14 protein-coding genes and 1 pseudogene are annotated in these 12,878 nt (G+C 45.6%); 5 read left to right on the plus strand and 10 right to left on the minus strand.

Annotated elements, in window-relative coordinates:
• Window positions 1-227: 227 nt before the first annotated feature.
• Window positions 228-1,292, plus strand: coding sequence for an NAD(P)/FAD-dependent oxidoreductase (locus D1970_RS01150; protein WP_119111040.1), 1,065 nt, complete (start codon window positions 228-230; stop codon window positions 1,290-1,292).
• Between the two features lie 69 nt (window positions 1,293-1,361).
• Here the strand turns inward: D1970_RS01150 and D1970_RS01155 are convergent, their stop codons facing one another.
• Both D1970_RS01155 and D1970_RS01160 read right to left on the minus strand, forming a co-directional pair.
• The gene (locus D1970_RS01155) at window positions 1,362-1,544 is read right to left on the minus strand and encodes a hypothetical protein (protein WP_119111041.1); all 183 of its coding nucleotides are present in this window, start codon (window positions 1,542-1,544) and stop codon (window positions 1,362-1,364) included.
• A 255-nt stretch (window positions 1,545-1,799) separates the two neighbouring features.
• Window positions 1,800-2,126 carry a YuzD family protein gene (locus D1970_RS01160; protein ID WP_119111042.1) on the minus strand — a complete coding sequence of 109 codons (327 nt, stop codon included), beginning with the start codon at window positions 2,124-2,126 and terminating at the stop codon, window positions 1,800-1,802.
• Window positions 2,127-2,277: 151 nt separating this feature from the next.
• On the opposite strand from D1970_RS01160, the pseudogene D1970_RS01165 reads away from it, so the two are divergent.
• A pseudogene (locus D1970_RS01165) lies at window positions 2,278-2,514 on the plus strand (NifU family protein); the annotation flags it as partial.
• Between the two features lie 78 nt (window positions 2,515-2,592).
• Here D1970_RS01165 and thrB read toward each other — a convergent pair.
• The 4 genes from thrB to yutH form a co-directional block, all read right to left on the minus strand.
• Complete coding sequence (gene thrB / locus D1970_RS01170; protein WP_119111044.1) at window positions 2,593-3,516, minus strand: homoserine kinase; 924 nt, start codon at window positions 3,514-3,516, stop codon at window positions 2,593-2,595.
• Complete coding sequence (gene thrC, locus D1970_RS01175) at window positions 3,513-4,574, minus strand: threonine synthase (RefSeq protein ID WP_119111045.1); 1,062 nt, start codon at window positions 4,572-4,574, stop codon at window positions 3,513-3,515. The genes thrB and thrC overlap by 4 nt, the downstream gene beginning before the upstream one ends.
• On the minus strand, window positions 4,571-5,869 hold the full coding sequence (locus tag D1970_RS01180; RefSeq protein WP_119111046.1) for a homoserine dehydrogenase: 1,299 nt from the start codon (window positions 5,867-5,869) through the stop codon (window positions 4,571-4,573). The genes thrC and D1970_RS01180 overlap by 4 nt, the downstream gene beginning before the upstream one ends.
• Window positions 5,870-6,877: 1,008 nt before the next feature.
• Window positions 6,878-7,897, minus strand: a complete 1,020-nt coding sequence (gene yutH / locus D1970_RS01185; protein ID WP_119111047.1) for a spore coat putative kinase YutH — start codon at window positions 7,895-7,897, stop codon at window positions 6,878-6,880.
• 178 nt (window positions 7,898-8,075) lie between these two features.
• On the opposite strand from yutH, the gene D1970_RS01190 reads away from it, so the two are divergent.
• Window positions 8,076-8,579 (plus strand): phosphatidylglycerophosphatase A family protein, encoded by a 504-nt coding sequence (locus tag D1970_RS01190; RefSeq protein ID WP_119111048.1) that lies wholly within the window; start codon window positions 8,076-8,078, stop codon window positions 8,577-8,579.
• A 32-nt stretch (window positions 8,580-8,611) separates the two neighbouring features.
• Here the strand turns inward: D1970_RS01190 and D1970_RS01195 are convergent, their stop codons facing one another.
• The 3 genes from D1970_RS01195 to D1970_RS01205 form a co-directional block, all read right to left on the minus strand.
• Window positions 8,612-9,376, minus strand: a complete 765-nt coding sequence (locus D1970_RS01195) for a TIGR01457 family HAD-type hydrolase (RefSeq protein WP_119111049.1) — start codon at window positions 9,374-9,376, stop codon at window positions 8,612-8,614.
• 87 nt (window positions 9,377-9,463) lie between these two features.
• Entirely contained in the window at window positions 9,464-9,901 is a 438-nt protein-coding gene (locus D1970_RS01200; protein WP_119111050.1) for a DUF86 domain-containing protein, read from the minus strand.
• A gap of 23 nt (window positions 9,902-9,924) precedes the next feature.
• Entirely contained in the window at window positions 9,925-11,211 is a 1,287-nt protein-coding gene (locus D1970_RS01205; protein ID WP_246370217.1) for an EAL domain-containing protein, read from the minus strand.
• A 160-nt stretch (window positions 11,212-11,371) separates the two neighbouring features.
• Here D1970_RS01205 and D1970_RS01210 point away from each other — a divergent pair, with 160 nt between their 5' ends.
• Both D1970_RS01210 and D1970_RS01215 read left to right on the plus strand, forming a co-directional pair.
• Window positions 11,372-11,638: a DUF3055 domain-containing protein gene (locus D1970_RS01210; protein WP_119111052.1), complete on the plus strand. Its 267-nt coding sequence runs from the start codon at window positions 11,372-11,374 to the stop codon at window positions 11,636-11,638.
• A gap of 81 nt (window positions 11,639-11,719) precedes the next feature.
• A complete protein-coding gene (locus D1970_RS01215) occupies window positions 11,720-11,986 on the plus strand; it encodes a cytosolic protein (RefSeq protein WP_119111053.1) in 267 nt (88 codons plus the stop codon).
• Between the two features lie 568 nt (window positions 11,987-12,554).
• Here D1970_RS01215 and D1970_RS01225 read toward each other — a convergent pair.
• Complete coding sequence (locus tag D1970_RS01225; protein ID WP_119111055.1) at window positions 12,555-12,830, minus strand: YutD family protein; 276 nt, start codon at window positions 12,828-12,830, stop codon at window positions 12,555-12,557.
• Window positions 12,831-12,878 lie beyond the last annotated feature (48 nt).

The following is a 12,878-nucleotide window of genomic DNA, read 5'->3' on the forward strand; positions in this document are numbered from 1 at the left end:
TTATCCTACCTGTTTTTACATGGACAGTCAATTTCCCTATACCAATAGTAGCAAGTAAAAATGTTGTTATTTCGTCACATTTTCTATATACTTTTAGTTGATGAATAACATTCATATTATCCAATTATTATTTTGAAATATTTATAGGTGTCGTTAACTGAACGGCGGCCTCTTGGAAAAAGGCGGCAACAACCGTTCTTGACTAGAGAAGGCGAAGGGGAATTCATATGAAAAAGCTTGTTATCCTTGGAGGCGGCTACGGCGGAATGAGAATCCTTCAAAAAGTCCTGCCCGAACTGCCTGAAGATGTATCCGTTACCTTAATTGACCGTGTCCCATATCACTGCCTGAAAACAGAGTATTACGCACTTGCTGCCGGGACAATTTCCGATCAGCATGTCCGGGTTTCTTTTCCCGAACATCCAAAGCTATCAGTCACCTATGCAGAAGTAGAAGAAGTTGATCTTGAAGGTAAGCTTGTCCGATTTAGAGGAGAAGCTGATCTTCCTTTTGACGACCTGATCATCGGCCTTGGGTGCGAAGACAAATATCACAATGTGCCAGGCGCAGAGGAATTTACGTACAGTATCCAGACAATCGAAAACTCACGTGCTACTTACCAGAAGCTGAACAACCTGGCTCCCGGCTCTTCCGTAGCCATTGTTGGTGCCGGCCTTAGCGGTGTCGAACTCGCCAGCGAGCTCAGCGAAAGCCGCAAAGACCTGAATATTAAGCTTTTTGACCGCGGCAACCATATTCTTTCTTCATTTCCCGAACGGCTTAGCACATACGTTGAAAACTGGTTTGATACGCATGAAGTTGAAATCATCAATAACGCCAATATTACCAGAGTGGAAGAAAACACGCTTTACAACCATGAAGAGCCTGTAAATGCTGACGTAATTGTCTGGACCGCGGGCATTCAAGCCAGCTATGTCGTCCGTAATCTTCCGGTGGAGCACGATGGAATGGGCCGCGCGGTCATCACCGAAAGGCACCATTTGCCGGGATATGAGCATGTGTTTATTCTCGGCGACTGCGCAAGCCTTCCGCACGCCCCAAGCGCACAGCTTGCAGAAGGTCAGGCTGAGCAGATTGTCCAGGTCCTCTCAAGCCGCTGGAAAGGACAAGAGCCGCCGGAGTCCTTCCCTACAATTAAGCTAAAAGGCGTTCTCGGGTCACTGGGCAAGAAACACGGATTCGGCCTTCTCGCCGACCGGGCCATCACAGGCAGAGTCGCGCGCCTGCTGAAATCCGGCATATTGTGGATGTATAAGTACCATAATGGATGAGACATTATTATGTTCAAAAAGGCAGGGGCCATCCCTGCCTTTTTTATTTTAATCGGGATAAGTCAGCTTTTAATACGACAGCAAAAACCAGGTTGCGGCGGCAATGACGGGGATCACAATTAATGAAATTTCCAGCGTCTTTCGCGGCTGTTTGAGCAAATAGACTGCCAAAAAAGGAATACCACCGGAAACGGTATCAACTACAGATAAAATAATCTTTCCAACGCACGGACATCCCCTGTATCTTTCCAAAAAAACTACCCCTCATTTCCCGATTGTTAAATATTTCAGCCCGTCTGAAGGCCAGTTTACAACCGGTTCTTTGATATATCGACCAATGACCATGACATATCAGCCAACCTTAACGGTATATCAACTAACAACGAGGATATATCAGCCAGCCGCAACGATAAATCGACCAACCACGATGATATATCAACCAATCCTCAATAAAATCCGCGTAATGAAAAAGCATTCCTCGGCAAGGAATGCTTTTTGCCACCAGGATCAGGCTGGCTGGAAGCCGTGCTTCTCCATTTCGGCAAAGATGGTCTTAAGGCGCGGGTTTCCTTCTCCGACAATCACGCCTTCAACAAGTACGACTGGATAGAACATGTCTTCCTCGATGACTCTTTGGGAAAACTTTTGCTTATCTTCCTCTTCAGAAGGGTTAAAAATATCGACGAATGTGACAGTAAACGGCTGGTTCGGGTATTTTCTTCCGATAGCAGCCTGGAGCCATTCGTGCGTTTCTTTGGAAGATGGCTGACTGACACAGCTTGCACATAGCTGTTCAGCTCCGTAAACGACGATTTCAACCTCTTTTGTCCCCATCTTTTCATTCCCCTTAGTTTTTGTTTTTATTGTACTACACTTCCCATTCCTAGTAAGGAAATAACGCTGGATAACTGGTTTTTGATTTTATTCAATAGATTTTTCGGGCACATGTGATTATAATAAATACTATGAAAGGAGTCGATTTTACATGGCTGAACAAGAAATTCTCGAACAAGTACAGGAAGTACTGGATAAATTGCGTCCATTTTTACTGCGTGACGGGGGAGACTGTGAACTCGTTGATGTAGAAGATGGCGTTGTCAAGCTTCGCCTTCTTGGTGCCTGCGGAAGCTGCCCAAGTTCAACCATCACCTTGAAAGCTGGAATCGAACGCGCCCTTTTGGAAGAAGTTCCTGGCATTGTTGAAGTGGAGCAAGTATTTTAAATCGCTGCGTTTTAGCGGTTTCCGTCATAAAAAACAGCGGTATCGCATGAATTAAGCGGTACCGCTGTTTTTATTTTTTTATCTCAACCGCTGTTTTATTTCCGCTGTTCCAAGAACGGTGCCCTTGTTGTCAATCTCAAGCAGGAGGACCTCCATTCCCTCAATTGACTGCTTTAGGGTATCTGCAAGCAGCTTTCCTTTTCCCCGCTCCGCAAGGCAAAGAAGTGTCGGGCCAGCCCCGCTCAGCGCCACACCAAAAGCACCGGCACACAGCGCAATCTCTTCTGTTTCCTCCCACCAGGGGATCAGGTTCCGTCTGTAGGGGTGGTGAAAAAGGTCGGCTCTCATCATTCGACCGGCAAGCGCCCAGTTCGAGGAAAGGAGAGCAGCCAGAAGCTGGCTTGCTGCTGCGCTTGCCTGCACGGCAGTATGATAATCCAAACTTACAGGCAAAACCTCCCTCGAAGCTTCTGTCAGTAGCTCCTCTTCTGGAATCACCACCACCGCATCTAATTCAAGGTCCCTGAAAACGGTCAAATCAGTTTCTCCACCAAGCTGGCTGCCAACGACAAGGCCACCATACAAGGAAGCCCCGACATTATCAGGATGGCCCTCCATTTGGGAAGCAACCACTAGCTTATCATGGCGGGAAAGCCCCAAGCCGCACATATGGTCGGCAAGCTCCACTCCCGCCACAATCGCTGCCCCGCTGGAGCCAAGCCCTCTCGTCAAAGGAATATCGCTCTCCACTTCCAGCCTACATGCCGGCATTTCTGCTCCATACATTGCCGCTGTCCTTTCAGCAACCTTGCATATAAAGTTGCTGCCGTCCTTCGGGAATTTCCCGAGGGACGGTGAATGCGGTATGACCTCCCAATTGCGGCTTCTTTCCGCCTTCACTTGAAGGTATAGGCTCAGGGCGAGGCCGATTGAATCAAACCCTGGACCCAGGTTAGCCGAGCTTGCCGGCACCTGAATCGAGAACATATCGCAGTCGGTCATTGTCGGACAACTCCCCTGATATAGGCGCAAACTTCCTCTTCATCGTCCGGAAGGCTTACTGGCGTGATATCATGGCAGTCAATAGCAGTTGAAGGATCTTTAAGGCCATTGCCTGTCAGAACAGCGACTACCCGCGATCTGTGAGGTACAAGGCCTCTGATCAGCATCTTGTATAATCCAGCGAGCGAGGCGCATGATGCTGGTTCAGCAAAAATACCCTCTGTGGCAGCAAGTTTCCGGTAGGCATCAAGAATTTCGCTGTCAGACACTTCATCTATTAAACCGCCTGATTCTTCCCTCGCATTCACAGCAAGATCCCAGCTTGCCGGATTCCCTATCCTAATGGCTGTAGCAATGGTCTCAGGCTCTTCAAATACCTGGTTATGGACAATAGCGGCTGCACCCTCTGCTTCGAATCCAAACATCTTTGGCAAGCCCGTGTTTTTTGCAGTATTGTATTCTTTAAATCCTTTCCAGTAGGCGCTTATGTTTCCGGCATTTCCCACAGGTATAGCGAGAATATCGGGAGCCCCACCCAGTGCATCGCAAATTTCAAACGCAGCTGTTTTCTGGCCTTCAAGCCGGTATGGATTCACAGAGTTAACCAATGTAACTGGTTCTGTTTCACTGATGCTGCGCACCATTTTCAACGCCCTGTCAAAATTCCCCTTGATCGAAATGATTTCGGCACCGTACATGACTGCCTGGGCAAGCTTCCCCATGGCAATTTTCCCTTCCGGTATAACGATAATGGAGCGCATACCGGCCCTTGCCGCATAGGCTGCCGCCGCTGCCGATGTATTGCCGGTCGAAGCACAGATGACTGTACTGCTTCCAGCCTCTTTCGCCTTGGCGACCGCCATTACCATTCCCCTGTCTTTAAATGAGCCTGTAGGATTTGTTCCTTCCATTTTCACATATAAATCAATGCCCCATTGGTCAGAAATTTTATCGAGGCGTATCAATGGCGTATTTCCTTCATGTAGGGTCAGCTGTGGAGTCTGTCCAGTAACCGGCAGATAGTCCCTGTATTCGTGAATCAGCCCCTTCCAGCTCATGCCCCCGCACTCCCTTCCACCTTGTAAGAACTTTTGATTTCATTTACGGCGCTCAGTTCTTCAAGCATTTGTAAAATATCTTCGTAGTTTTTCAGTGATGCCTTATGTGTAACGATAACGATCTCGCTACTTTCTTTTTTCCTGACAGGAAGCTGCAGGATTTTTTCAAAACTTACTCCATTTTCGGAGAAGATTGAAGTTATTTCGGCGAGCACTCCAATTTCATCCTTCACATGTAGCCTTAAAAAATACTTGGAATACATTTCTTCAGGTCCTTTCAAATTTTTTCCGAACTGCGGTGTAATGGCTGTTCTTCCATTGACGCCGAGCCGCATATTCTTGACGACTCCGACGAGGTCGGAAACAATTGCAGTTGCCGTTGGCAGGCTGCCTGCGCCTGGTCCGTAAAACATCGTTTCTCCGACTGCCTCGCCATAGACATAAACAGCGTTATACTCGTTGTGTACCGAAGCCAGCGGATGGGTTTCCGGCAGCAATGTAGGCTGGACGCTAACTTCAACCTTTTCCCCATCATGCTGAGCAGTTCCAAGCAATTTCATTTTATAGCCAAGCTGTTTCGCATAATGAAGGTCTTCTTCGGTTATACCGGTAATGCCCTGCACCTTTACATCCTCAAGGTCGATTTTCATTGAAAATCCGAGTGTGGAGAGGATAGCCATTTTTCTGGCCGCATCCAGGCCTTCCACGTCCGCGGCAGGATTAGCTTCTGCAAAACCCAAATCCTGGGCCATCTTCAACACCTTCTCGTACGCAAGCCCTTCCTGATCCATTTTCGTGAGGATAAAGTTTGTTGTCCCATTGACAATTCCCATCAATTTTGTGATCCGGTCGGAAGCAAGGCCATCCACAAGGCCTCTAAGGATTGGAATCCCGCCGGCTACGCTAGCTTCATAAAACAGGTCGCAGCCGTTTTCTGAAGCAGCTGTAAGCAGTTCTGAACCGTACAGGGCCATCAAGTCCTTATTAGCGGTCACGATATGCTTCTTGTTCCTGATTGCCTCCAGAACATATCCTTTTGTGCTCTCAACACCGCCCATGACTTCAATAACGACATCAATTTCCGGATCACTGATTATTTCAGCAGCACTCGTAGTCAGGAGACTGCTGTCTATTTTTATGTCCCTCACCTTAGACAAATCCTGCACAAGGACCTTTTTCACCATGATAGGACAGCCCACCTGGTGCATCAGTGTATCTTGATGGTTGTCAATAATCCTTACAACACCGCTTCCCACAGTACCCAATCCAAGCAGGCCAACCGAAATTCCTTTCATCCCTTTCCCCTCGCAATCTGTTCACCCTAAGTAAACATTTGTTTTTATATAGTAGACATTATAAGTACTGGCAACATTATTTACAAGGGGTAAATATCCCGCCCCCCAAAAGTAAACGGTTACTTTTTCGAATAAACTAAAAAAAGTATCTAGAACCCGCAAATTACTAATAATGCCTCTTTACAGAAAAAAGTGTAAAAAAAGGGAGGGAATCAATAGTTGTGCATAAAGTATTAACTGGAGTATCCAGAAGGAGGAGTGCAATGGATTCACGGAATAAACCGTTGAGTTATGATACCTTGATATCACGTTTTCAATTTTATAAAGACAATTCCATTAAATTGGAGGAATAACTTATTTTTTTCGAAGAGATGATTGAGGGTCTTCAGACGAATTTAAGGAAAATCTTTTAGAAGTGTACCCGTAATTTGAATACCAGATAAATCAGGAACAAAACTTATATTTTTGCTTTCAACTTTTTTATACTTGTATTTACACGAGCGATTAGTTTTACTTTTTTTGATCAGATGACTGACTGAATTAGAATGATTTCATTTTTCAGACAAGCCCCATCGTTTGATTTTATTATGAACCTCCCCAAAAGAGTTTAAGCCTGTGTTATTATGTGACAATCACCCAAAAATGGATACAGTTTACACTCTTTATTTTGGTATAACATGCTCGCTTATTTATGAGGGAGGGCCAGCATTCTAGACGTACTAAAACTTTTCTGGGAAATAGAACCCTGAATTCCATACGAAGCAGGAATTCAGGGTTTGTTATCTGAGGGTGGAGTAACCCGCAAGTATTGATTGTTGATGCAAGCTATCGATATCATTTTAAAACTTCAGGATGTACGATGTTTTAGGCTTGCCTCATGGTAGCACGCGCAAATTTTTTTCGGCACAAAGTCTGACATAGATTTATGTGGAAGTTTTCTCGTCATATAAACATAAGATTTCATTACCTACACCCCTTTTCCCTTTTGGAAGTCTGTTGCCTTTATTTCTAGTAAACGGGTTGCTTCGCAAGCCAGCCGGGTACCGGCAGCTTCATGGTCCTTACCGGAGCATCACATAACTGATAAAAAGTGCTCAGGAATCGTTCATGCTCCGAGGACTGGTTCAGGAATTTCTTCAGACTATCATCAAGCTCGTTCCTTGCCTGCTCTGACACCGCCATATAATAATTCTCGATGCATTCAAAATAATGGAGAGGAAACATGAGCCTGGCGTAAAGCAGCCTCCAGGAAAAAGGAGTTAGTTTTCCTGCTGTCCTGTATTCAGACATAAATACTCGAATTTCGGGGTGCGAGGTTTGAATGTTCCTGAAATAATGTTCCCTTACCCACTCTGCCAAATCTCGTCCAGGATGGTCGAATACCCAGTCAAAAGGATTCTTGATTAAATACCTCGTTCCCCATGCTGATCTTGTAAAACGCTCATGACATACCGCCCCGCTGTCGCTTTCTTGTGGCAGTAAATCCAGCTCGGTATCGACAAGGTATTGGATTGAATTCTCGGCTATCCCCATATAATAAGGGAACGAATCAAGAAACATGCGTTCAAAGCCATTTTCCGGTTCCTGAAAGATCCTTTCATTCCACACCTTCTCCATCTGGTCGACCCGCTGTTCCCACAGCTGTTTCCATTGCCCAATCCGATTGATTCCAGTCACCTGGAAGGGAATATGACGACCGCGGAGATGGAACTTCGCAAGCTTCCGTCCTGTCTTTACTAGATCGGGTTCTGCGAGCCGGCTGCACTGCAGGACACTGTAACGATTGTTCTCCCATTCACAGTATTCTCTTTCATTTTGGGACTTAAGGAACAACGGTACCTCCCTGTCGCCAAAGCTTTGCAATTGGAGGGCAATTCGGGACAGTTCGCTTATCTCTTGCTCTTTCAGGTGGTTTGCCTGCATAATCAGGTAAAGAGAATTTTCTTTCTGGATAGCACGGTATCCCTCCAGCTCAATTTCCGTACCCGCCTTAATCCCATAATTCTCTTTCAGCATTTTCTCAAACATTCCTGCACCCTCCTTCACCAAGATTCTTCAATTCCAGTATATGAAGTGTTACAGGAATTCTTGTTCAGGAATCATAAACCTGAAGAAAAGGGGATCAGCCGCACCATTTTGGTTTAACGGAATAATTTAGGATAAATGAGGATATAAAGAGTAATATGACAAAAGAAAGGTGAATTAAATGGCAGAAAACAAAAAAGCGATTCACATGACAGAAGAGACAGCAAGAAGATGGCTACTTGAACGGGGAGTGGAAATCGAGGATATTGCCAAGCTCGTATTTTACCTTCAGGAGAAATACCATCCTTCATTGACGATGGACGTTTGTACTGAAAACGTTGAACGTGTACTTAAGAAACGCGAAGTCCAGAATGCAATCCTCACAGGCATCCAGCTGGATATCCTTGCGGAAAAAGGCATGCTGGGCGAGCCTCTGCAATCAATCATCGAAACAGATGAAGGATTGTATGGCGTAGATGAAATCCTCGCATTTTCGATTGTTAATATATACGGATCGATCGGTTTTACAAATTACGGATATATCGATAAGCAAAAACCAGGTATCCTGGAAAAACTGAACGATAAATCTGGCGGGAAATGCCATACATTTCTCGATGACCTCGTAGGCGCCATTGCAGCTGCAGCTTCAAGCCGGCTGGCGCACAGGGCTGCAAATGTTGAATAAAGAAAAGGTGTACGCAGCTGCGTACACCTTTTTTATACCTCCCAGTCGTCCAGCGAATCCACTGTGTAAGTCGGCATTTTCTCGTAGCCTGCCAGAAGTTCCTTTGTTGTCACTCCCGTGTGGACAAGCAATGTATCCATACCGGCATTCATTCCAGCCAGAATATCCGTATCATAATAGTCGCCAACCATAAGCGTATCTTCTTTCGCTGTTCCAAGAACTTTCAGCGCCTGCTCCATAATAACTGATTCCGGCTTTCCGATAAAAATAGGCTTAGTCTGGGTTGAAACACTGATTACAGATGTCAGTGAACCATTCCCAGGAAGCAGGCCTCGTTCAGTCGGTATCGCAATGTCGCCATTCGTCGAAATGAAGGTCGCACCATTCCTAACGGCAAGGCAGCCAACCGCAAGCTTTTCATATGAAATCGAACGATCGATCCCGACCACAACATAGTCGGCATTCTCACCAGCTTCCTCTAAGCCTTTTTCAGCAAGTGCCGTTCTGATTCCTTCTTCACCAATTACATAAACCGATGCATCCTGTTTCTCTTCAAATATATAGTTTGCCGTCGCCTGGCTTGTGGTGAATACTTGGTCTTCGCCAGTAGGGATGTCGAAGTCACGGAGCTTTGATGCCACTTGCGAAGGCGTTCTAGAAGAGTTATTCGTCACAAATAAGTAGGGAATCCCTTTTTCCACAAGCCTTTTGACAAAATCAGATGCTGCTTCAATTCTTTCTGAACCGCGGTACATCGTTCCGTCAAGGTCTATCAAATATCCTTTATATTGCTTCATTTTATTCCAGCCTCCTCTTTTTAGATTGCCTAGTATATCCTTCTCCAATATAAAAGAGACCATGCTTGATGGTCTCTCCATCAAAAACTATTTTTTAAAAGCAGAAACGGGTCCAAGCTCATTCGCCAAATACTTCCGGGTGCAGCCTGGAAAATCTTCAACAGCTACCATTTCCTTTGTAAATACTTCCTGCAGCAAGGCATGATCCACGCTTGTATAGGCTTGTACAACCTGCCTCCGCTGGCCGACAAGCACTTTCAGACTGTCGCCCGTTCCGGAAGAAACCACCTTTTCATCCACAAGGATTTCGACGATGTCTTCATAGCTTCCCGGGTCTCTCATGATAAATCCATCAATCATCATATTTCCGACATCAAGCACTGACTCGATTATCGTGTGGACAACCCGTTCTAGGGCAGCCTTTTCAATTTCAGTTTCCCACTTATCGTGTTCTTTGAAAAGCTTTATCTGCCCTTCGAGAAACACTAATGTCTCTTCTATCTTTTCTCTGTCAACAAAAAACACCTTTCATTCCACCTCCACTATTTCTAAACAGATGCCAGGCTGTTTAATCTTCCTGGACGAGCATAAAAATACCCCTGTGCCAGATCGACCTTGTTTCGTGACAGGACAGACGCCTCTTCTTCATTCTCAATTCCCTCTGCGACTACAAGGGAACCCGCTTCCCGCGCTACCAGCAAAAGGCCCTTCAGCATTGATTCTTTGACCGAGTTTTTATCAATATTTTCGATAACGGAACGGTCAATCTTGATGATATCAGGCATGATCTCACTGATAGTGTTCAGACTGGCATAACCTGCCCCTGTATCGTCAACAGCAATTTTAAATCCCATTCTCCTAAGTTCTTTTATATTATATACGAAATTCTCGATTTCTTCGATCGAATCTCGTTCGGTTACTTCAAATGTGATTTGTCCGGGAGGTATCGCTCCCTTCCTGGAAAGCATCTCTTTCATATCAGCAACAAAACGGGGGCTCCCGAGCGTGATAGGTGTAAAGTTAATGAAAATATCTTCCCTGCATTGTGTCAGCAAAATCTGCTCAAGTGTCTTTTCCAGGACAATCATTTCCAGGGCATAAAGGCTGCTCGTTTGTCTTGCGACAGAAAAAAGCTGTAGTGGGCTTTCAAGAGATGTCCCTTCTGGTCCCCTTGTAAGCATTTCCCAAGCGTGAATTTTCTTTGAAGCCACATCGATGATTGGCTGGGCAAGAAGCCGGATATTCTTTTCAGCTACAATTTTATTCACTTCATACACCATTTGATTAAACTCGGACTGCCCTTTTTTTGCCGAGATTGCCAAGGCTTGCTGCTGACCGTTTAAGACAGCCTCTTGGATCGAATGATGATTTTTATCGATAAAAATGAAACCTGTATCTATAACGGGGGCGACAGGAGACATTTCCCCATTGATTTTCGTTTCAGCTTCACAGAGGATCTTTTTCATTTTGCCCGCGATTTCGGATATGCACTGGCGCCCGTCTTCGACACGGATAAAGAGTGTAAGGCTGTAGCTGAAGTAATCATGCAGGACTATAATATTCCGCTCTTCAATTTCCTTGTTAACTGCATACCTGAAATGGTTCTTCATTTTAGAAAGATATTGAGGATACTCTCCCCCAAGCTGTTGTGCCAATTCCTGATGATTATGTACAGTATAGGCTATGACTGCCACCTCGCAGCCCTCATCAAAGGCATTTCCGACACCCTGAACAACGGGATTCCGGACTATAAACTGCGGAGGATAATAGCGGACACAAGAATGGGGAAGAAAAATTTTTCCCCAGGCAGCCAGCTTGTCTTTTATGCGGGCCATACGTTTCATTCCTCTCGGGATACTGCTGCATTTTTTAATCTATTGTACCATATTTATTGGCAAATAGTTCTTTTTTCCTATACGGTTTCATCACCATCCCTGCGCCAAGCCGCCATTTTTGGTATGATGGAAAAAGACTAGACAAAGGGGAGAATTACATATGTCAGATCGCTTTTACCTATATGACGACAGGGTGGACACAAAAACCAGGTTTGTCAGCTTTATGGGAGACCAGCAGCGTTTCGACCTTGCGATCATTCAATCGGACCGCTATTACGGCAAACAAATTGTTCTTGACATCCAGGGCAGCCGTTTTGCGATTATCGGAACTGATGATCTTGACGAAGAGGGTTACCTTGAACATGCTTTCAAACTTTCCGAAGAGGATGCTGAAGATCTGCGTTCCTTCCTCAGAGAGAGCCTTTAAATTTCTTGCTCCCTATAATGCCTGTATTATTTCCCTAAAAAAGAAATACTATGGGTGTATTCGGAAAGGGAGGAATTTTGAATGGCCGACAGAAAAAAGGATCAGTATTCGGATATTTCCAATGCAGAAAAAAGCAGTAACTATCTGATGGCAGAAGAATACCCGGAGGGCCCTTACGGTGCGCCGCAGGGAAGCACCAGGCCTGTGGAAAACAAAAGCGGAAATTGGGGACAAGATCAGCGGTATTATAGTGCATTCAACTATGAAATGAAAACCTTTCACCAGGATATTGAACGCCAGGAAGAAGGCGCGCATCCCGTCCATGACGACCCTAAACGGGAAAGCTAGCCCCCGTATACACCATAAGCAAAGGCGCACAGATAATTTCTGTGCGCCTTTCTTGTCATTGTCCAGTCCTATGTCCAGCGACTGTCATACGCCGCTTAACGGGCGCCTCTGCTTTTCTTTGTTCAGCTACAGCACCTGACCAAGGCGCCTCTGCTTTTCTTGTCCAGCTACAGCACCCAGCGTCTAGTGGACTTCGCCCATCTACGACGAAGCACAGGATGTGCGAGTAAGGCGTTGCGCACAGGACGTACGCGTTCTTAGCGTTATAAGTCAACATCGAATCGCTAACGCTCTTCGTGTTTCCTTTATCTCGTGCCGGTGGGCTCCAGTCCATACGCCGCTTAACGGGCGCCTCCGCTTTTCTTTGTCCAGCTACAGCACCCAGCGTCTAGTGGACTTCGCCACCTACGACGAAGCACAGGATGTGCGAGTAAGGCGTTGCGCACAGGACGTTCGCGTTCTTAGCGTTATAAGTCAACATCGAATCACTAACGCTCTTCGTGTTTCCTTTATCTCGTACCGGTGGGCTCCAGTCCATACGCCGCTTAACGGGCGCCTCCGCTTTTCTCTATTTCTTTACTTTTTTTACTACGAAATAAGCACAGCCGAAATTACAGTACTCGTATATGTATTCACTGACTGTGCTGATTCTCGTATCGAATGTTGCTTTTTGGCTTTGGTCATCAAAGAATCCTTTGAGCCTCAGCTGTCCGTAACCCCAATCGCCGACGATAAAATCGTACTTTGTCAAAATTTCACTGTACCGGGACCGAAATGCCTCTTCATTGAAGGCATCGCGATATTCTTCCACTACTTCATAGCAGTGATTGTTGATGCAAATCATTCCATCACCTCTTTAATGTATGCCTGCCTGAAAGCGTTTTATATTAGG

Origin of the sequence: Mesobacillus zeae (assembly GCF_003570705.1) — a bacterium.
GTDB lineage: Bacteria > Bacillota > Bacilli > Bacillales > Cytobacillaceae > Mesobacillus_C > Mesobacillus_C zeae.